The 19,677-nt window shown below is 47.7% G+C and carries 17 protein-coding genes; 8 read left to right on the top strand and 9 right to left on the bottom strand.

The window, feature by feature from the left end; all coding sequences use genetic code 11:
• Positions 1 to 6: 6 nt before the first annotated feature.
• From ACXAH1_RS04440 to ACXAH1_RS04430, 3 genes are all read right to left on the bottom strand, one after another.
• On the bottom strand, positions 7 to 2,796 hold the full coding sequence (locus ACXAH1_RS04440; RefSeq protein ID WP_475194192.1) for a TonB-dependent receptor: 2,790 nt from the start codon (positions 2,794 to 2,796) through the stop codon (positions 7 to 9).
• Positions 2,797 to 3,125: 329 nt separating this feature from the next.
• Complete coding sequence (locus ACXAH1_RS04435) at positions 3,126 to 4,052, bottom strand: electron transfer flavoprotein subunit alpha/FixB family protein (RefSeq protein WP_475194186.1); 927 nt, start codon at positions 4,050 to 4,052, stop codon at positions 3,126 to 3,128.
• Positions 4,049 to 4,801, bottom strand: a complete 753-nt coding sequence (locus ACXAH1_RS04430; RefSeq protein ID WP_475194183.1) for an electron transfer flavoprotein subunit beta/FixA family protein — start codon at positions 4,799 to 4,801, stop codon at positions 4,049 to 4,051. Before ACXAH1_RS04430 ends, ACXAH1_RS04435 begins: the two co-directional genes overlap by 4 nt.
• 176 nt (positions 4,802 to 4,977) lie before the next feature.
• Here ACXAH1_RS04430 and ACXAH1_RS04425 point away from each other — a divergent pair, with 176 nt between their 5' ends.
• Both ACXAH1_RS04425 and ACXAH1_RS04420 read left to right on the top strand, forming a co-directional pair.
• Positions 4,978 to 6,627, top strand: coding sequence for an electron transfer flavoprotein-ubiquinone oxidoreductase (locus tag ACXAH1_RS04425; RefSeq protein WP_475194182.1), 1,650 nt, complete (start codon positions 4,978 to 4,980; stop codon positions 6,625 to 6,627).
• A 117-nt stretch (positions 6,628 to 6,744) separates the two neighbouring features.
• Positions 6,745 to 7,227 carry an acyl-CoA thioesterase gene (locus ACXAH1_RS04420; RefSeq protein ID WP_125779823.1) on the top strand — a complete coding sequence of 161 codons (483 nt, stop codon included), beginning with the start codon at positions 6,745 to 6,747 and terminating at the stop codon, positions 7,225 to 7,227.
• A gap of 39 nt (positions 7,228 to 7,266) precedes the next feature.
• Here ACXAH1_RS04420 and ACXAH1_RS04415 read toward each other — a convergent pair whose 3' ends face one another.
• Positions 7,267 to 8,061 carry a MipA/OmpV family protein gene (locus ACXAH1_RS04415; RefSeq protein ID WP_475194177.1) on the bottom strand — a complete coding sequence of 265 codons (795 nt, stop codon included), beginning with the start codon at positions 8,059 to 8,061 and terminating at the stop codon, positions 7,267 to 7,269.
• A gap of 331 nt (positions 8,062 to 8,392) precedes the next feature.
• Here ACXAH1_RS04415 and ACXAH1_RS04410 point away from each other — a divergent pair, with 331 nt between their 5' ends.
• Entirely contained in the window at positions 8,393 to 9,154 is a 762-nt protein-coding gene (locus tag ACXAH1_RS04410) for a response regulator (RefSeq protein ID WP_475194176.1), read from the top strand.
• Here ACXAH1_RS04410 and ACXAH1_RS04405 read toward each other — a convergent pair.
• Positions 9,151 to 9,504, bottom strand: coding sequence for a hypothetical protein (locus ACXAH1_RS04405; RefSeq protein WP_475194174.1), 354 nt, complete (start codon positions 9,502 to 9,504; stop codon positions 9,151 to 9,153). The genes ACXAH1_RS04410 and ACXAH1_RS04405 overlap by 4 nt on opposite strands.
• Positions 9,505 to 9,654: 150 nt before the next feature.
• Here ACXAH1_RS04405 and tsaA point away from each other — a divergent pair, with 150 nt between their 5' ends.
• The 3 genes from tsaA (at position 9,655) to ACXAH1_RS04390 (ending at position 13,179) form a co-directional block, all read left to right on the top strand.
• Positions 9,655 to 10,365: a tRNA (N6-threonylcarbamoyladenosine(37)-N6)-methyltransferase TrmO gene (gene tsaA / locus ACXAH1_RS04400; protein WP_475194172.1), complete on the top strand. Its 711-nt coding sequence runs from the start codon at positions 9,655 to 9,657 to the stop codon at positions 10,363 to 10,365.
• A 157-nt stretch (positions 10,366 to 10,522) separates the two neighbouring features.
• Entirely contained in the window at positions 10,523 to 12,247 is a 1,725-nt protein-coding gene (locus ACXAH1_RS04395) for a proline--tRNA ligase (protein ID WP_475194169.1), read from the top strand.
• 131 nt (positions 12,248 to 12,378) lie between these two features.
• The gene (locus ACXAH1_RS04390; RefSeq protein ID WP_138552467.1) at positions 12,379 to 13,179 is read left to right on the top strand and encodes a UDP-2,3-diacylglucosamine diphosphatase; all 801 of its coding nucleotides are present in this window, start codon (positions 12,379 to 12,381) and stop codon (positions 13,177 to 13,179) included.
• A 41-nt stretch (positions 13,180 to 13,220) separates the two neighbouring features.
• On the opposite strand, the gene ACXAH1_RS04385 is transcribed toward ACXAH1_RS04390, so the two are convergent.
• From ACXAH1_RS04385 to ACXAH1_RS04375, 3 genes are read right to left on the bottom strand one after another with little or no spacing between them, the layout of a single operon-like run.
• Positions 13,221 to 14,429 carry an ABC transporter permease gene (locus ACXAH1_RS04385; protein ID WP_475194168.1) on the bottom strand — a complete coding sequence of 403 codons (1,209 nt, stop codon included), beginning with the start codon at positions 14,427 to 14,429 and terminating at the stop codon, positions 13,221 to 13,223.
• On the bottom strand, positions 14,422 to 15,207 hold the full coding sequence (locus ACXAH1_RS04380) for an ATP-binding cassette domain-containing protein (RefSeq protein WP_475194165.1): 786 nt from the start codon (positions 15,205 to 15,207) through the stop codon (positions 14,422 to 14,424). The genes ACXAH1_RS04385 and ACXAH1_RS04380 overlap by 8 nt, the downstream gene beginning before the upstream one ends.
• The gene (locus tag ACXAH1_RS04375; RefSeq protein WP_475194162.1) at positions 15,204 to 16,025 is read right to left on the bottom strand and encodes a DUF3025 domain-containing protein; all 822 of its coding nucleotides are present in this window, start codon (positions 16,023 to 16,025) and stop codon (positions 15,204 to 15,206) included. Before ACXAH1_RS04375 ends, ACXAH1_RS04380 begins: the two co-directional genes overlap by 4 nt.
• Before the next feature lie 184 nt (positions 16,026 to 16,209).
• Here ACXAH1_RS04375 and ACXAH1_RS04370 point away from each other — a divergent pair, with 184 nt between their 5' ends.
• Positions 16,210 to 17,841 carry a M28 family metallopeptidase gene (locus ACXAH1_RS04370; RefSeq protein WP_475194158.1) on the top strand — a complete coding sequence of 544 codons (1,632 nt, stop codon included), beginning with the start codon at positions 16,210 to 16,212 and terminating at the stop codon, positions 17,839 to 17,841.
• 71 nt (positions 17,842 to 17,912) lie between these two features.
• Positions 17,913 to 19,076 carry a putative manganese transporter gene (locus ACXAH1_RS04365; protein WP_475194156.1) on the top strand — a complete coding sequence of 388 codons (1,164 nt, stop codon included), beginning with the start codon at positions 17,913 to 17,915 and terminating at the stop codon, positions 19,074 to 19,076.
• Between the two features lie 68 nt (positions 19,077 to 19,144).
• Here ACXAH1_RS04365 and ACXAH1_RS04360 read toward each other — a convergent pair whose 3' ends face one another.
• Entirely contained in the window at positions 19,145 to 19,672 is a 528-nt protein-coding gene (locus tag ACXAH1_RS04360) for a DUF3833 domain-containing protein (RefSeq protein WP_475194153.1), read from the bottom strand.
• Positions 19,673 to 19,677: the final 5 nt, after the last annotated feature.

Below are 19,677 nucleotides of genomic sequence, written 5' to 3'. Positions count from 1 at the left end.
AACAGGTTAGAAAGAAGTGTATGTAAAGCCCAGCTCGAAAGAGCGGCCATATTGTTCATACTGGAAGTTGTACTTTTGCTCGCCGTGATAAATGTATAGTGGCTCATCGGTCAGATTTATGGCATTAAAGTACACCTGCATTTGCTCAGTGAAAAAGTATTTAACGCTTAAGTCCAGCTGCATATGGTCGTCCTGATATACACGGGCATCGTTTTCTGTGCTCAGGTAAGCTTTACTTTTGTAGTTGCCGCTCAGACGCGCACTCACGGAGTCATCTTCATATCCCACCATCAGGTTCGCCACGGTATCTGACTGGCGGGTCAGCTTGTCATCGGCATCAATTAAGGTGGTATTGGCAGAAAGCATCAACCCGTTTTTAAAGTTTTTGCTGTAAGCCAGCTCAATACCTGTCAGATCTGCCTCGCCACCATTAACGTACTGCATGACTTTCTTATAACCTGACCATTGGGCCTGATCCTGCACTTCCTGTTCAGTAATGAAGTTATCGATTTGCTTGTAGAACAAACCCGCTGACATAACCCCAATGCTGCCAGTGTAGTATTCAACAGATAAATCTAAGTTGTGAGACTCGTAAGGATCCAGATCGGGATTGCCTACCTCACCCTCTCGCTCAGTCACGACCTGTCCGTCGTCTTCATCCGTTTCGCTTTCCAGTAGTTGATAAGCCGCGGCTTCCTCAAACCCTGGACGGGCAATCGTTTGTGTATAAGCAAACCGGGAAATCACATCGTCAGCCAGCTCGTAACGCAGAGTCAGATTTGGCATCAGGTGATCATATGACTTATCTACTTCCCAGGAACTGATATTGACCTGTTCGCTGTCGGTTAGTTTGTCTTTTTCGAGTGAAACCCGATAGCCACGGGTAGTGTAGTCGGTGTCTTCATATCGCACACCCGTGATCAAATTAAGTTTACCAAAATCTATGTTAATCATGGCATATAGCGCACTGACCGTTTCTTCAGAGCGATAGCTGCGTCCTTTAGACTCTATACTGGTTTCCTGGTCATTACGCTCGAAGGTACTTTTATTATTTACAAAATAGCTATGTAGAGCCTGTTCTGACAGGCCCGGACCAAAGTCACCCAGGTTATATTCAGGAGCAATAGTCTTGAACTGCTCTGCCATCACATCATCAAATCCGCCGTCATAGACGACAGCATTGACTGAGTTAAGCTTTTCACGGTCGCGAAATTTAACTCCAAATTTAAGCTCTGCATTATGACCTGAAATCACTAAATCTTTTGTCAGGTCCAGCTTAAAACTGATCGCTTCGTCTTCACTCAGGTTATTTTCATGAACGATTTCATCCAGTTCGAAGCCATTTAATTGATGAGCGCCTTCACTGCGAGACAAAGTAGGCGTATCACCCAGGCTGGCATACCCTAACGTCAAATCCTCAGCCGCAAATGCCATATCTAAACGGTCAGGCTCCTGCTCATCTGACTTTGAGTACACCAGGCTGTACTCTATAAACCAATCGCTGACCAAATGCTCACCACCGGCCACCACAGACAAGATGCTTTGCTCTTCATACCTGTCTTTGCTGTCCCGGTCCATTTCGGCACCACTGAAGTAGGCCATAGTATCGCCAGATTGATCGCTCAGATACTCGCCTTTGTCGAATTTGTATTCGTTACGCAGACGGAATTCGTTATCCGAGAATTCACTGTACATGGTTCTAAGATAATACTTATTGAACAGGCCCTGATGCAGATCCAGGTTCAGTGCAGCCCCCAGACGTTCACGCGTGATGGTATACAGACGCTGCTCAATTTCTTCGGCACCAAAAAATGCCACTTCCTCACCGGTATTGGCATCGTCCATTTCCAGTTCCATCCAGCCACCATCGGTTTCCATATTATGCGAGCCAAACTTGCGCTCGAACCAGGAAACCGCGGTTGCAACACCCAGCTGTGTCTGGCTGCTTATCTCATAGATATCACTGTAACTTGCCGACAATTTAGGGCTGCTCTTCTCGACCTGCTCATTGTAGGCTCCCTGCACCGTAAAGCTATAGCTTTCCCCTTCGCGGTCAAAGGCACTTAAGCTTTTCACTTCAATACTGCCACCAATCGCATTAGCATCCATATCAGGGGTGACTGTTTTGCTGACTTCCAGACTCTGAATAATTTCGCTCGGAAGTACGTCCATGGCTACACTGCGAACACCTCCTTCCGGTGAAGGCACAGCAGCCCCATTGATGGTGACATTATTGAGGTTCGGATCTATCCCCCGAATACCCACAAAGCGACCTTCACCCTGGTCGCGCTCGATAAACAATCCCGGTAAGCGTTGCAGCGCTTCTGCTGCATTCTGATCCGGTAACTGACCAATGCTGTCTGCACTGACAATAGATTTGATACCATCGGCATTTTTCTGTCTGTTCAGGGCTCCGGCCTGTCCGGCACGCTGTCCTTTGACAATAATGTTATCCATTTCACCCTGATGGGCGCTCAGCACAACTCGTGCCTGAGTAACCTCACTGTCTTTAATTACGACTTGCTGAGTGACAGATTGTGCGCCAATGTAGCGAACTTCCAGCGTGTAAGTCCCGGCAGGCAGATTGATGAATCTAAACTCACCATTTCGCTCAGAGCTGACTTCACGGCCCAATTCCTTGATGATGACCTTTGCCCCCTCGAAACGCGCCTTATTTTGCGCATCAGTCAATTCGCCCTGTAATGTATTCGCTGACGCAGGGGTACTCAGCAGGCCCAGTGCAATGGCAACGCCAGCACAGATTTTCGATATACCAGTCGGTAGAGTGTTCTTCATGTTTTTTCTCGCACAGAAAAGGGGTTTTAATAAATTTCGGGACGACCTTAACGGTGCTCAATGAACGAATTATTGCAGCCTGATAGAGAACACGACTCATATGCCACCAAATTGAGTGTTTTTACACCACAATGAGCTAAAATGACCCCTGTCATTGCGGTAACACGGTGGTTTTTTTGAAATAAATGCGCATATGTCGCACACTTGCTGACTTGTATGAGCTGTTTTGACCCCGTGACTAAATAGGCGATGATTTCGCTTCTGAGCCGAAAAAACGAAAAAAGCCGCGGCACATAAGTGCTCGCGGCTTTAACAACCAGAATTTGTTGTTACAGGGCTTGTTCGAACTGAGGTAAAACCTCGAACAAATCAGCCACCAAGCCATAGTCTGCCACCTGGAAGATGGGCGCTTCCGGATCTTTATTGATAGCAACGATGACTTTTGAATCTTTCATACCGGCCAGATGCTGAATCGCACCACTGATCCCCACGGCAATGTATAGGTCTGGCGCTACGATTTTACCCGTCTGACCAACCTGCATATCATTTGGTACGAAGCCTGCGTCAACCGCAGCACGTGATGCACCAATGGCTGCCCCTAATTTGTCTGCAATGCCTTCCAACAGAGAGAAGTTCTCCCCGTTTTGCATGCCGCGACCACCAGAAATAACCACTGGTGCCGCCGTTAGTTCAGGGCGCTCAGACTCAGTTTGCTCAACACCGACAAAGCTGCTGCTGGTATTTTCAACCGACGCAGTCAGTGTTTCGACGGCAACAGGTGCTTGCTCACTGGCCGCATCAAACGCACTGGCACGCACGGTGATAACTTTTTGTGCTTCTAATGATTTAACCGTAGCAATGGCGTTACCAGCATAGATAGGACGCATAAAGGTGTCTGCATCGACCACATCTACAATTTCAGAGATTTGCGACTTATCCAGCAATGCCGCAACGCGAGGCATGATATTTTTACCTGTAGTCGATGCCGCAGCCAGAATATGGCTGTAGCCTTGTGCAAGTGTGATAACCAGATCCGCTGTGCTTTCGGCCAACTGATGATCAAGCGCACTATCGTCAGCCAGCTTAACCGCCGTTACGCCTGCGATTTGTGCCGCGGCCTCTGCCACAGATCCGACGTTATGACCCGCGACCAGAACATGGATCTCTGCGCCAAGCTTGCTCGCCGCATGAACCACTTTTGCCGTTTCTGGCTTTAATACACCATTTTCGTGTTCAGCAATGACTAGTACGCTCATGAGATCACCTTAGCTTCAGTTTTTAGTTTATTAACCAGTTCTTCTACACTTTCAACAACGATACCCGCTTCACGTTTGGCAGGCTCTGCCACACGAACCAGCTCCACACGCGGCGTCAGATCAACGCCCAGCGTATCTGCTGCAATCACATCAAGTGGTTTACGTTTGGCTTTCATAATGTTTGGCAGAGATGCATAGCGCGGCTCATTCAGGCGCAGATCTGTGGTTACAACCGCAGGCAGGTTAAGTGCTACCGTTTGCAGACCACCGTCTACTTCACGGGTTACAACCGCTTTACCGTCTGCAATTTCAACTTTAGACGCAAACGTGCCCTGAGGGCGTTTAGTAAGTGCAGCTAACATCTGACCAGTTTGATTGTTGTCAGAATCGATAGATTGTTTGCCCAGAATAACCAGTTCAGGGCTTTCTTGCTCTACCAGCTTTGCCAGTAGTTTAGCAACATGAAGCGACTCCAGTTTGGCGTCAGTTTCAATGTGAATGGCTTTGTCAGCGCCCAGCGCCAGTGCGGTGCGTAGTTGCTCCTGACAGGCCTTGTCGCCTATCGACACAGCAATGACTTCGCTGGCTGTACCAGCTTCTTTAAGGCGGATTGCTTCTTCTACCGCTATCTCACAGAACGGGTTCATTGCCATTTTTACATTGGTCAGATCAACATCACTGTTGTCGGCCTTGACTCTTGCCTTGACATTGTAGTCAATCACGCGTTTGATTGGCACAAGTACTTTCATGGTTACTCCATCATCTGGTTATTCTATAGGGCTGACGTAAACGTCAACAAAACAATTTAATGAATCCAGACTACTTCCTGTTGACGTAAACGTCAACCTAAAATAACCTTAGCTTAACCTTAACAAAACTAAAGCCTCGTTTTAGTTAAACTACCGTCAATCTATGTGAGGTAAAAATGGTCGAACGCGAAACCATGGAATTTGATGTTGTGATCGTTGGCGCGGGCCCTGCGGGCTTATCGTGCGCGATCCGACTTGCACAACAGGCACAGGAAAAACAACAAGAACTGATGATCTGTGTCGTTGAAAAAGGCTCAGAGGTCGGAGCACATATATTGTCTGGTGCTGTCTTTGAAACTAAAGCGCTGGACGAATTAATCCCGGATTGGGCTGAAAAAAATGCCCCTGTCACCACAAAAGTGACCGAGGACGAAATCTACCTGTTTAAAGATCAGAGCAAAGCGACCAGCATCCCGCATTTTGCTGTTCCTAAGACCTTTAAAAATGATGGCAATTATATTGTGTCTATGGGTAATGTCTGCCGCTGGCTGGCTGAACAAGCTGAGCAACTGGGTGTGGAGGTATTCCCCGGATTCAGCGCGCACTCGCTGATAGTCGAAGATGATGAGGTGAAAGGCATCATCACCGGTGATATGGGTGTTGGCAAAGATGGCAAGCCAAAAGACAGTTACATGCCAGGTATGGAACTGAGAGCCAAGTACACCGTATTTGCAGAGGGTTGTCGTGGCCATCTGGGCAAACAGCTGATCAGCCAGTTTGCACTGGATAAAGATGCAACCCCTCAGCACTACGGTATTGGCTTTAAAGAGATCTGGCAAATTGACCCGGCAAAACATCAGGAAGGTAAAGTTGTCCATGGTACGGGCTGGCCGCTCGATAACGAAACCCACGGTGGTTCGTTTATGTACCATGCCGAGAATAATCAGGTCGTAGTCGGATTAATCATAGATCTAAACTACAAAAACCCCTACCTGAGCCCGTTTGACGAGTTTCAGCGTATGAAGCATCAACAAGTCTTTAAAGACACGCTGGAAGGCGGTGAGCGCATTGCTTATGGTGCCCGAGCGATTGCCAAAGGGGGTCTACATGCGTTGCCTAAAATGCACTTCCCGGGCGGTTTGCTGGTTGGCTGTGATGCCGGTACTCTGAACTTTGCCAAAATCAAAGGCAATCACACGGCAATGAAGTCGGGTATGATAGCTGCGGATACCATTTTAGCTGCGCTAGGGGAAGAAAACCTTCGCGCAGATTTAAGCGAGTTTGCCGATAACTTCAAAAGCAGCTGGCTGTATGACGAGCTTTATCAGTCACGTAACTTTGGCCCGGCCATGCACAAGTTTGGTCGCATATTGGGTGGTGCCTACAACATGGTTGACCAAAACCTGTTTTCAGGTTCATTGCCATTCACACTCAAAGATACCACGCTGGATCATGCTTCTCTCAGGCTGGCAAAAGACTCTCAGGAAATTAACTATCCTAAACCGGACGGTAAACTGAGTTTTGACAAGCTGTCGTCTGTGTTTTTATCCAATACTAACCATGAAGAAGAGCAGCCCTGTCATTTGCAACTTAAAGATGCCTCTATTCCTATTCAGGTAAATCTTGAACAGTATGCAGAGCCTGCACAGCGTTACTGCCCCGCAGGTGTGTACGAGGTCAACGAAGATGAAAACGGCGATAAGCAGTTTGTGATCAATGGACAAAACTGCGTTCACTGTAAGACCTGTGACATCAAAGATCCGAGTCAGAATATCACCTGGGTGACGCCAGAAGGCGCAGGTGGTCCTAACTATCCCAACATGTAATTTATGCTGGCAGGTGTCCCTGACCTGCCACAAATGCTATTTATCCTAAATTGCCGGGGCAAAATGCCCCTTTTTTTCTATACTTAAGCAAACGTTTTTTGGAATATGAGGTGCCCTATGGCGCAGCAATCTGAAGTGGTGTTTCGCTTTTTAGCCGAGCCAACCGACGTGAACTTTGGCGGTAAAGTCCACGGTGGCGTAGTGATGAAATGGATAGATCAGGCGGGCTATGCCTGTGCTGCGGGCTGGAGTGGTGCCTATTGTGTTACGGTTTCCGTCGCGGGAGTGCGTTTTCATCGCCCTATTTTGGTTGGCCAGATTGTTGAAGTCTCTGCACGCATTGCCCATACCGGCAAAACCAGTATGCAGATTTTTATTCAGGTGCGTTGTGGCGACCCACAAAAGCAACACATGGTCGAGACCAATCATTGCATCATCAGCTTTATTGCCATGGACCAGGCCGGCTACCCTATTCCGGTTGCCAAGTATGAAGCGAAAACCCAGGAGCAAAAAGCGCTGGAGCAATATGCCATTAAGATGAAAGAAATTGCGATTCAGACCGAATCATTGTTACAAAACACGCTGGATCAGGACGACTGAACCAGCGTGTATAGCGGTTTGCGAGTCCGGCATTTACGCTTAAAAGGTGTACAATGCGCCGATAAAGGCCACATCCATAGTGTCATCACCCACCAGAGGGCTCTTGCTGATAACGCTATCCAGCTCTGTTCTGCTTACACTGGCTATCAAGGTAACTTCTGGCGTCAGCTGGTAGTAGGCGTTTAAGCCAAACGTGACGTTCACGGCACTGTCGTCAGTCTGATACGCTGTACGCCCAACTGATGCATTGATATTTTTGCCGCTGATTCCGTATACGGTATTCACGTAATCTGAATCCAGCCAGCGCACCTGTGCCTGTGCCGAAATACCAAATCCATGAGCACTTTCATACAAAGGAACTTCTGCACTGAGTGCAAAATTGGTGGCGTCTGATTCATCAGACAAATCGGTATGTCCGGATACACCGAACCATAAGAATCTGGCACCATAGTTCAACACTAACTCACCATCAGGTGCGTCATAGCCGTCAAACACTTTACTGTCTGAGCTGGTGTTACCAAACAGACTATCATACCCTTCGTTGCGATAGCCAAGACCAGCGTAGGCGGTAAAAGTATCATTCAAGTTCAAAAACTGATAACCGATGGTACTGTCTTCATTAGAAAACCAGTTACCTTTTTTGATGTCGGCCATCGGCACTATCGCCATTTCGTTGCCAACTCCCTTCCAGGGCAAGTCTGCCACTAATACACCTGCACCAATTTTGACTTCCCAGTCATCCTGCCCTTGCTCGGAGGCGTTACCATACATGCTTGCCAGACCCAAAAATAAACCGCCAGCCATGGCCACTGAGTTTTTAAATATCCCGATCATTCTGAGCTCCTAGTCTCTAAAAGTGTTATTGCGCTGAGATTGAAAGTTTGGGAGTCTGCCGATAACGGCTGAGCAAATGCCCCGACTTCCCCTTAAACTCCACGTACTCATGATGTGATAAAAACATGCAAAACTCAGTGAGGGTCTTGTGAGCAACTGTAACTTTGTGCGCCATATCACAACAGTTATTCACATCTCAGGCGCCTTCATGTATTTAAGTCACCCATTTTGGAACGGTTTAAATTTATCCAGTGTAGCTCTTACCTGCTGGTAAGAGCTGTGCTATGATTGCCGCCGGCTTAAATTGTGGTCAAAGAAAGAGCAAATAGTAGTGAGAAATGTCCGGTTTTTAGTGGTAGACGATTGTACCGCAGTGCGCAATGTCGTACGTAATATCATAAAGACACGCCTGGGGTCAGATCAGGTGATCATGGCAGCTAATGGTAAGCAGGCAATTCAGATCCTCGAGTCAAAGCCCGTCGACATTATTATTTCTGACTGGCAAATGCCGGAAATGAATGGCGAAGAGCTGCTCTACCGAGTCCGCAATAGCGCAAAATTTAAAGACCTGCCTTTTATCATGATGACCTCTAACGGTGAGCGCGATTTTGTGATAACCGCGATCAAAAATGGCGTTAGCCACTTTGTCGTCAAGCCGTTTAGGGCAGAAAAACTTGAAGCTGCTGTGAATAAATCCTGGAATGGCGCTTGTAAACGTAACTCAGTGCGCCATTCTGCCTTGCCATCACACGCATTGCGTATTGTTGCATCCGACGCCCTGCTTGAAGCCAAGGTAAATAACATCAGCCACACCGGTATGCAGGTTTATTCAGATTATGTGGACGCGCTTAAACTATACAAAACCACTGAATTCAACCTGAGCTTTGACAACTTTAACGGCCCTCACGCTTTGAGTATTTCCCCTTTGTATGGGTCGATTGTGCGTATAGAAGCAAACGAAGGCCCAGAGCAAGACTGTTTGCTGGGCGTGCGTTTTGAGCTGGATAAATGCAGCGAGCAGGTTCGTAAGAACCTGGACAAACTGATGATACACCTGGATAACGCAGCCCCGGACGTTGTAGATAATAATTAGATAGCTTGCCTGGCCAGCTCGAACATTGTTGTATTTGTTTGCCTGATAAGCTCGTGGCGCGGCATATCACATTGCGACATGACTTTACTCACAACCAGCTCGATTTCGCATTGCAATGCCGAATTGAGTTGAGTAGCCCGGACCGTCCCATCTCCTACTCCTGCAAATAATGGTTGTAAAAACACACGACGTTTACAGAGCTGCTCCACGACTAAAGGCATTACCGGAGACTGCTCAGTAAAAACCCGACGGCAAATACTACTTACCATACGACTGTATGTCGGCTCCATCATATTGGAAACAAGGCGACCTTTTTGCTCAGACTGCGGAGCACTTTCTATACTAAACATTTTCAAACCAATACATTATGTAATAACCCGATCCTAGCTACAAACAGCAAACTGGGGAATTACACAGGATTACAGCTCAGAGTCAGTTCCATTTGTTACTACGCTTTTAGATCGCTACAATACGCGCAAATTTACTAGCCGGAATATTGCGTGCACTTCGATATACAGCCCATTGGTGTGATCCATTCACCCTACAAACAAAAGTTTGCCATTCCAAGACAACCTCGCCTTGTACCAGAAGCCAAAGCTAAGCTGGTATTCTGTGCAGACTTTAACCGAGAAGAGTTTGTCCGCGGTATTGAGGAGTTTAGCCACCTGTGGCTGTTATTCCGCTTTCACGAGACCGCCGACAAAGGTTACTCTGCTTTGGTACGACCGCCACGGTTAGGCGGCAATGCGCGCAAAGGTGTATTTGCGACCCGCGCCACCTTCAGACCAAATGGCATTGGTATGAGTGCCGTAAAGCTCGAAGGTGTCGAGTACAAAAATGGTCAACTCGCACTACTGCTATCTGGAATAGACTTGCTCGACGGCACGCCGATAGTCGATATTAAGCCCTATTTGCCCTATTCAGATGCTCTGGCCGATGCTGCCGCGGGTTTTGCAGATACCCGCCCTGAGACGCAAATGACGGTGACTTTTAGTGAGCAGGCCGAAGATTTTATCTCTAAACAGGGGGATTACCCGGATTTAAGGGACTTTATTAGTAACGTGCTCAAACAAGACCCTCGCCCTGCATATAAGAAAAAACAGGAAAATCCGCAAAACTATGGCATGAACCTGTATGACTTTAATATTCGCTGGCAAGTAGATGGCGAACACAACCATGTCCTTGAAGTAGCCCAGGCGGAGTCGGATTGAACAAAAATCCCTCAGCTACCTGAACTGTCGCTTTTTCGCGATAAATAAAGCTTTTTAAGCGGTTTTAGCACTGTTAAACTAACCCGACAAAAATACTACAACAACGTATGACTACTTGGGCCAAGGCCTGAGTGATCATCAATTGAACGGAACAAGTATGCGTACCAGTCAATATATTTTAGCGACTCAAAAAGAGACGCCTGCAGATGCAGAAGTGATCAGCCATCAGCTGATGTTACGCGCGGGCATGATCCGCAAATTAGCCTCCGGTTTATACACTTGGTTACCTTCCGGCCTGAAAGTGCTGCGTAAAGTAGAAAAAATCGTCCGTGAAGAAATGGACAAAGCCGGCGCCATTGAAATGCTGATGCCCATCATTCAGCCAGCCGATTTATGGCAAGAGTCAGGCCGTTGGGAGCAATTCGGTCCTGAGCTACTGCGTATCAATGACAGACACAATCGTCCGTTCGCACTGGGCCCAACCCACGAAGAAGTGATCACTGATCTGGTACGCCGTGAAGTCAGCAGCTACAAACAACTGCCACTGACCTTATATCAGGTTCAGACCAAAGTCCGTGACGAAGTACGCCCTCGTTTTGGTGTAATGCGTGCCCGTGAATTCACCATGAAAGATGCTTATTCTTTCCACCTGGACGAAGCGTGCCTGGAAAAAACCTATCAGGCAATGCACCAGGCCTACTGCAATATCTTTGAACGCCTGGGCTTGGATTACCGCCCGGTTATCGCAGATACAGGCTCAATCGGTGGTAGTGTGTCTCACGAGTTTCACGTCTTGGCTGAATCGGGTGAAGATGCCATCGCTTTCAGCACTGAAAGTGACTATGCAGCTAACATCGAAAAGGCCGAAGCCGTTGCGCCCTCTGAGTCTCGCCCTGAGCCTTCGAAAGAACTGAATACTTTCGATACGCCTGAAGCCAACACGATAGCCGAGTTAAAAGCAAAGCATGGTGTTAAACCACATCGTGGCGTGAAGACTCTGATAGTCTACGGCGCGCCGGACGAAGACGATAAGCGTGGTCTGGTTGCGCTTATTCTGCGTGGCGATCACGAGCTAAATGAGCTGAAAGCTGAGAAACTTCCTCTGGTTGATTCACCTCTGGAAATGGCAAAAGAAGAAGACATCGTTGCTGCAATTGGTGCTAAGCCAGGCTCACTGGGCCCGGTTGGTCTGAGCATGCCTGTTATCGTCGACCGCAGCGCTGCTATCATGGCAGACTTCGTTGCAGGTGCGAACAAAAATGGTGTTCACTACAGCGGTATTAACTGGGATCGTGATGTTACAGACTATACGGTTGCAGATCTGCGCAATGTGGTTGAAGGCGATCCAAGCCCGTGTGGTAAAGGCACACTGCAGATCAAACGTGGTATTGAGGTTGGTCACATTTTCCAGCTAGGCACTAAGTACTCAGAAGCCATGAGCGCTGGCGTCCTAGGCGAAAGTGGAAAAAACCAGGTCATGACCATGGGCTGTTACGGTATTGGTGTTTCGCGTATCGTTGCGGCTGCCATCGAGCAGAATAATGACGATTACGGTATTAAGTGGCCACAGGCCATAGCGCCGTTTGAGCTGGCTATCGTACCAATGAATATGCATAAATCGCATCGCATCCCGGATATTGCACAGAAGTTTTACACTGACCTGCAAGCGGCCGGTGTTGAAGTACTATTCGACGATCGTAAAGAGCGTCCGGGTGTGATGTTTAACGACATGGAGCTATTGGGTGTGCCATTCACGCTGGTGATCGGTGAGCGTAACCTGGACAACAACCAGGTAGAGCTTAAGAACCGCCGTACTGGTGAAAAACTGATGCTGGACATTGACTCTGCGGTAGCTGAGATCGCAAAAGCATTGGGTAAATAGTCCCTTCTCCGGCAGAGCACACTAAGCTGTGTTCTGCTTTATCCTCACTGTCACAATAGCTTCTCTTAACTGCCCTGTTTTTGTCATCCCTCGTCTCTAACTTAGGGTTTATTACGCTCGAGAGTATGGCTATGACACAAACCTACTATCCAACAATTTGGATCTCCGATGTACATCTGGGCTATAAAGACTGCAAAGCCGAGTTTCTGCTGGACTTTCTGAACAGCACACGTTGCGATACCCTATATCTTGTCGGTGATATCGTAGACCTGTGGTCACTCAAAAGGCAGTTTTTCTGGCACTCCAGCCACTACCAGGTACTCGAATGTATTCAACGCAAGGCTGAAAATGGCACTAAAGTCATTTACATTCCCGGTAATCACGATGAAACTTTCCGCAATTACGTAGGTAAAACCCTGTTTCATGTTGAAGTACACAAAACCTATATTCATACCACATCAGCGGGCAAACAATTTTTGTTATTACATGGTGATGATTTTGACTCAGCAACCCGCTATAACAAGCTGATCAGCATCATAGGCGATGCAGCCTATGATTTCTTGCTGTTTCTTAACCGCTGGACCAATCGAGTACGCAGGCTTTATGGCGGGCACTATTGGTCTTTGGCTTCGTGGTTAAAAAACCGGGTTCATAAAGCCCGTGAAGCAATCCATGCTTTTGAACAAGCAGCGGTGCACGAAGCAAAAAAACGCGGTGTTGATGGCATTATTTGCGGTCACATACATCAACCTAGAATTGCTGTCATGGATGGTATCGTGTATTGCAATGATGGCGACTGGATAGAAAACTGTACTGCGCTGGTAGAAAATGAACAAGGCCGAATTGAATTACTGCATTGGTCTGACATTAAGAAGGTGTTGACCGTGGTCGAGCCTGAAGCTGCCTCCCCTGAGGATGTCAAGGCAGCCTGAATTACCGCATGAGGTAGCATGGCGTTAACCATGCTACTAATTTATCTGAATAATACGGATTCGCGACTGAACCAGCGTACACAGCAACCCAACAGAGCCGCAGCGAGCAGAGTTGAAGCTAAGAAGATCAAAGCCACCGCCTGGTAATCAACCGTCCCTTTAACAATTTCCTTGATGGCCAGCGCCACATTGGTGATTGGGATCCAGGCGGTTTTGGCATTTAAAGTCATATTTGGCAAAACGGAAACCACAATAGGCACAAACACCAACATACTCAGCGGTCCCATGTAATTTTGTGCCTCTTTAAAGCTACGAGCATAAATGGAAATCGCCAGCACCAGAGACGACAGCATCATGGCAACGGGTAATAACAGGGCAAAAATCAGCAGAAAATCCCACTGTGTGACACTCGAAAATGCACTCAGGATAGGATCCAATGTACCAAACCCACTGGCAATCCCAATCCAGATGGCCATGCTAGACACAGTGACCAAAGCACAGGCAATAGAGCTAATAAGAATAGTCAGAAACTTGCCCAGCACCAATTGAGTGCGAGTCAGGGGTGTCAGTAGTAAGGTTTCCAGCGTACCGCGCTCTTTCTCACCAGCACCCAGATCAATTGCCGGGTAACTGGCGCCCATCAATACCAGCGGGATCAGCATGTAGGGAATAAACGCACCGATTTTCTCACCAATGTTTTCGCGCCTGTCAGCGGTGTCCACCTTTTCCATTATTACAGGTTTAAGTACAGCCGCTTGTTTATTCGCTTCAACACCCAGTTCAGTGAGAGCCTGCTCTGTCAGTTTGGCCGAATACTCATCAATGGCCTTTTTTATCCGGCCATAAATAAAATTAATAGACTGCGCATCATTAAAGACCACCTGAAACCGGGTTTGTTCACCCAGAATCACCTGTTCCTTGGGAGTTGACGGAATGTAGATCCCCACGTCAATAATACCTCTTCTGACAGCATCACTGAGTGCGTCAACACTGTCGAGCTTAGTATCGCCCTCATAGCGTTTAAAACTGCGATGATAGAACAAGGTATCGGCGAAAGGACGGGCAAAGTCCTCGTTAACCACATAAAACGTATGAACCTTTTGCTCTGCCTCTAAGGCTGCTTTAGAAGTCAGAAAAGCAACAAAAGCAAATAAAACTGGAAAGATAACGATGGGAAGCGCAATCACAAAAAACAAAGTTTTGCGGTCTCTTAGTAATTCGCGCAGCTCCTTGAGCATGACCTCAAACATATTGCTCTCCCTGAATGATAGTTAAAAACGCCTGATTGAGCTCGCTGTTTTGTCCCTGCTCGCGAAAAGCGATCAGGCTGCCTTCAAAACAGCTGATGCCTTTGTCAATCACACACACCCGATCACATAACATATCGACTTCATCAAGGTGATGCGTAGAGAATATGACCGGTGTGCCCTGCTCTTTTAATTGCCTGATAAAAGACAGTAACGTTTGTTTGGTCATAATATCCAGACCTGTTGTTGGCTCGTCCAGGATGACCACCTGTGGGTCATGAACTACCGCTCGGGCTATACTGGTTTTCTGTTTCATGCCGGTAGATAAGCTGTCTGAGCGCTTATCCAGGAACGAGGTCATATCCAGCGTTTCGAACAATAGTTCACAGCGGGTCTTTAACTCTTTGCCTCTAAGGCCATGTAATCTGGCAAAGTACTCGACATTTTCTTTTGCACTCAGGCGCCCATACAAGCCGGTAGTGCCAGACAAAAAGCCGATATGACGCCTGCCATGTAGCGGGTTTTTGACGATATCTTGCCCGGCGACAATGATAGCCCCGCTGTCGGGAGACAGTGCCGTTGACAGCAACCTGAGCGTGGTTGTTTTACCAGCCCCATTAGGGCCGAGTAACCCCAATACTTCCCCTCTTTGACACTGAAACGACACAGATTCAACCGAATGAAAATAACCGTCTCTTTCTCTGGGGTCGTCACTGGTTTTATTTTTGTTGTGCTCCCTGCTGAGCTTAAAGCGCTTTTTTAAACCCTCAACCTGTATCACTGTGTGTCCTTTTTTGCTGCCGATAGTCGTTTAGGGCGGAAATAATCGGTATCGCTATAAAAAGCCAGGTCCTGCTGACCCTGATGCCATTGGGGTATCCCAAGTAAGGGTAGAGGTGACATATGCTTATTGTTATCCAGCAATCCCTGACGTTCTATCATATCGACCAGTTTCTGGTCTAAATGACGATACTGAAGCCTTAAAGGCAAGTGATAAAAAGCTTCATCTACTTCGATGCATATGACCTTGCCCGTAAGACCGGTAAAAGGCTTAGTCAGCATTTCGTAGTTTGCATGACCAAATACAAAGGGTAGCAGGTTGTGATGCCACATCGCACTATATTCATAAAATACTTCCTGCCACTGGTGGGCACGTAATGCCGTTTGCCAGCTGATATCAGGTACCGCCAATACCACCCCGCATTCGTCGAATAATGTCAGCGCATTGCGCTTTTTACTACGCTGCTTCAGGCCATGTTCGCCGATTTCCTGCATATGCAAACGATTCAGCAAAGACTTCGTTTGTGGAAACAGGCACCAGATAAGGGCACCAAAAAAATCATGCCAGTTGTTTTCGCGGGTGGGAATACGATTTGTCTGTGCAATGATCTCTTCGTAATACAGAGTTTCGCCTTCCAGCTCACTATTGGGTGTAAATACCACATCCCGATTGTGTTGCTGATCTTTTTGGCCATTCAGCCAGTCAAATGACGGCCAGTCAGCGTGGTGGCTAAGTGAAAACAGCTCTTCTAAATGTTCAAATGGTGCCTGACTGAACAGGTCTGCATGCCAGTGCTCTGGCGCGGTGAATTTATTCATATTGCCGATATGTCTTTCTCAGGCAGTGTTCAAAGCTGGCATTTTACCTCACCTGAACCCAATACCCCAAGCTTACTTTGTTTAGTAAACCGCCAATTTCGTCAATTATCGCCAAAAGTCGAAATATCAGTGTAAATAACGTTATACTAGCGGCATATAACAACAAGCGAAGATAAATAACACTATGAAACTAAAACTAGCGCTAAGCGCACTGTCTGTTGCTGTGTTAGCTGGCTGTATGGCAACACAAACCAATCAGCCCGGCGATGTAACCGCCGCTTATAACAGCATCAATGCCGACCAACTGGCAACCCACATTAAAACTCTGGCCTCTGACGAGTTTGGTGGTCGTGCCCCTTCTACCAAAGGCGAAGAACTGACTCTGGCCTATCTGAAAAAGCATTTCACCGAGTTGGGTTTCCAACCAGGTAATGGTGACAGCTTCTTCCAGGAAGTCCCTTTGGTATCTATCGAAGCCGACCCGAACATGACGCTAAGTATTGGTGGTAAAGACTACGAATATAAAAAAGACATGGTAATGGGCACGGGCCGTATCAGTAAATTAGAGTCGATTAAAGATTCTGAACTGGTGTTTGTCGGTTATGGTGTCAATGCACCAGAATATGACTGGAACGACTACGAAGGTCTGGATGTGCGTGGCAAAACTGTCGTCATGCTGGTAAACGATCCGGGCTTTGCACGTAAAGACCCGGCTTTGTTCACGGGTGAAGCCATGACTTACTATGGTCGCTGGACTTACAAATATGAAGAAGCAAGCCGTCAGGGCGCTGCAGGTGCTATTATCGTTCACGAAACCGCACCAGCTTCTTACCCCTGGAGCGTTGTTGAGAATTCGTGGAGTGGTCCTCAGTTTGGCTTCCAGAAAGAAAACAACAACATGGACCGCGTCGCTGTTGAGGGCTGGGTAACCAGTGATGTTGCCAAAGAGCTGTTTGCAAAAGCAGGCTTGGACTTTGCCGAAGCAAAAGAAAAAGCCGCTGCCGGCGCATACCATGTAGACATGGGCGATTTAACAGCGTCTGTTACTGTAAAAAGTAAGATCAGCACTTCAACGTCTTATAACTTCATCGCGACTTTGCCTGGTGCAAAGCACAGTGACGAGCACATCATCTACTCAGCTCACTGGGATCACTTAGGCACAGATCCTAACCGCAAAGGTGATAAAATTTATAACGGTGCTCATGACAATGCAACCGGCACAGGTGGCATGATCGAAGTCGCTGAAGCTTTCAGCAAGCTGCCCGTTAAACCAGACCGTTCAGTCACGTTCCTGGCTGTTACCGCCGAAGAACAGGGCCTGCTGGGCTCAAAGTTCTACGCCGCAAACCCGGTTATCCCAGCCGATAAAACGGTAGCCAACATCAACATGGACAGCCTTAACCTACTGGGTAAAGTAAAAGACATCAGCGTCGTGGGTATTGGTAAATCATCACTGGACGAAATGCTGGAAACCGCCGCGAAAGCACAAAACCGCGTTGTCTCTGGCGATCCACGTCCGGCAGCTGGCGGCTACTACCGCTCTGATCACTTTGCCTTTGCCAACATGGGTGTTCCGGCCATGTATGCCGGTGGTGGTACAGAAGCACGTGACGAAGCCACAGCACAATACCGTAAGCGCATGAGCTTAGTGCTACGTGGCTGCTATCACCAACCTTGTGATCGCTACCGTGATGAGTGGGACTTAAGCGGTGCCGTACAGGATCTTCAGTTATTCTTCCAGGTTGGCTACGACATTTCTCAGCAGAGCGACTGGCCTACGTGGAAAGCAACCTCTGAGTTCCAACGCAACAAATAAATACAAATGATATTGATTTTCATTTAATATCATTCTAAAGTGCAACTGTGTTTTCAATCGGTTGCACTTTTATGCTCTCACAATCCTATTCTGCCACAACCAGAAGCAGATCTGCACTCTCCTCCTTGCTGGCAAACAAACGATTATTACTGCCATTTTTACTCTGCCTGGCTGTCGCCTTTGAGCCGCTGCGCGCCCTTACTATCGCAACACTCGCCGACGCATTTTTTCAGGTAAGTGTGTTTGTTGCCGGCACACTGGCAATCTATTACTTTTTAATCGACAGATTACCTCAACTGGAACTCAGTTACCTGAAAGCCAAGTCCCCTGTGCTGGAAATTGCAATGGCAGCGGTGCTGGGTGCACTGCCGGGCTGCGGCGGCGCAATCATAGTGGTCACGCAGTTTACCAAAGGACAGGCAAGCTTTGCTTCTGTGGTTGCTGTGCTAACGGCAACCATGGGGGATGCTGCTTTTTTACTCTTGGCAAAACAACCTCTCGAAGGGTTGATAATTATCGCTTTAGGTATCGCTGTAGGCATTGCCAGTGGTTTGACTGTAAACTTGCTCCATAAGCCTGAGTTTTGCCAGCCAAATCTGCAAAACAAAAACGCCATACAATGCAAAGCGCCTTCTGCTGCCATTCGCTTCAGTGAGCCAGTCTGGCGCTGGGCACTTATACCCAGTCTAATCATTGCGTTGCTGATTGCGTTTAACACAAACCTGGGCGTCTTCACACAGCCTGTAGAGCTCGCTGGGGCTGCCTTAGCCATATTTGCGCTCACTATCTGGGCACTTTCTTCGAAGGGGCAAAGTTACCGCGAAGTCACAGCTGAAGATGATGAACAGGATCCCCCATCCAAACTGGCTAAAGTCATACACGACACCCACTTTGTCACCGCCTGGGTTGTTGCCAGCTTTATGCTCTACGAGCTGTCTGTGGCGCTGTTTGGCCTGGATCTGGCAGCCTGGTTTTCTGAGTACGCAGTATTTGCCCCTCTTATCGCGGTTGCCATTGGGTTGCTACCTGGCTGTGGGCCGCAAATAGTGGTGACCACTCTTTACATTCAGGGGATTTTACCTTTCAGTGCACTGGCGGCAAATGCGGTTGCTAACGATGGTGACGCGTTGTTTCCTGCCCTTGCGCTGGCACCTGGGGCAGCTGTTTTGGCAACAGTTTATTCCGCCATACCCGCGCTGCTTGTCGGATATGGCCTGTACTACTTTGCTGTATAGTAAAAGCAAAAGGCCTGCAGACGCAGGCCTTGTTAATTACATGGTGAAAAATAAAGTGGTGCTAAAAACTAGCCTTGATGCTTTTCGATGATCAATATCACTTCTCCAACTTTAAAACCCCATTTGATGATTTCTGTACGATTGAATAACCGCTTTTCGTTGACCAGATACATCCAATCATCCAGGGTGACTTCCAGTGGCTTGCCCTGATATTGGATCTCCAGCTGATATCGCCAGTACAAAGCAGACCCGGCGGTTTCTCCCTGCGCCACACCAATAACGTCGCCTGCCGTACCTTGATAGCGATTGTCTGCGGTTTTTTCCAGCTGCCATACTCTTGTCGATTTCTCTCCATCGTCGAATCGAAACCACTCTTTTAACTCGCCTTTATTACCCTTCCAGGTACCTATCAGATCGGCCTCAAAGCGCCGGGTCAAGTTACCACTGCGGTCCAGCACTATCCCATAGGCTGTCAACTCTCCTTCAAAGAATTGCTCCAATGCAAGTTCAGGCTTGGTATCGCTGTAGTCCGCAATCGTTTTGCTGGTGCAACCACTCAATAGCAACATCAGCACTATAGTCGTTAGTAGTTTCATTGTAA

The organism is Pseudoalteromonas sp. AWH4_217, assembly GCF_056161105.1.
Note: the sequence above shows the minus strand (reverse complement) of the source record. Positions and strands in the feature narration are given on the sequence as shown.

Coding starts and splice junctions, on each gene's coding strand:
- ACXAH1_RS04440 (WP_475194192.1), bottom strand. CDS start 2,796: ATGAAGAACACTCTACCGACTGGTATATCGAAAATCTGTGCTGGCGTT.
- ACXAH1_RS04435 (WP_475194186.1), bottom strand. CDS start 4,052: ATGAGCGTACTAGTCATTGCTGAACACGAAAATGGTGTATTAAAGCCA.
- ACXAH1_RS04430 (WP_475194183.1), bottom strand. CDS start 4,801: ATGAAAGTACTTGTGCCAATCAAACGCGTGATTGACTACAATGTCAAG.
- ACXAH1_RS04425 (WP_475194182.1), top strand. CDS start 4,978: ATGGTCGAACGCGAAACCATGGAATTTGATGTTGTGATCGTTGGCGCG.
- ACXAH1_RS04420 (WP_125779823.1), top strand. CDS start 6,745: ATGGCGCAGCAATCTGAAGTGGTGTTTCGCTTTTTAGCCGAGCCAACC.
- ACXAH1_RS04415 (WP_475194177.1), bottom strand. CDS start 8,061: ATGATCGGGATATTTAAAAACTCAGTGGCCATGGCTGGCGGTTTATTT.
- ACXAH1_RS04405 (WP_475194174.1), bottom strand. CDS start 9,504: ATGTTTAGTATAGAAAGTGCTCCGCAGTCTGAGCAAAAAGGTCGCCTT.
- ACXAH1_RS04395 (WP_475194169.1), top strand. CDS start 10,523: ATGCGTACCAGTCAATATATTTTAGCGACTCAAAAAGAGACGCCTGCA.
- ACXAH1_RS04390 (WP_138552467.1), top strand. CDS start 12,379: ATGACACAAACCTACTATCCAACAATTTGGATCTCCGATGTACATCTG.
- ACXAH1_RS04385 (WP_475194168.1), bottom strand. CDS start 14,429: ATGTTTGAGGTCATGCTCAAGGAGCTGCGCGAATTACTAAGAGACCGC.
- ACXAH1_RS04375 (WP_475194162.1), bottom strand. CDS start 16,025: ATGAATAAATTCACCGCGCCAGAGCACTGGCATGCAGACCTGTTCAGT.
- ACXAH1_RS04370 (WP_475194158.1), top strand. CDS start 16,210: ATGAAACTAAAACTAGCGCTAAGCGCACTGTCTGTTGCTGTGTTAGCT.
- ACXAH1_RS04365 (WP_475194156.1), top strand. CDS start 17,913: ATGCTCTCACAATCCTATTCTGCCACAACCAGAAGCAGATCTGCACTC.
- ACXAH1_RS04360 (WP_475194153.1), bottom strand. CDS start 19,672: ATGAAACTACTAACGACTATAGTGCTGATGTTGCTATTGAGTGGTTGC.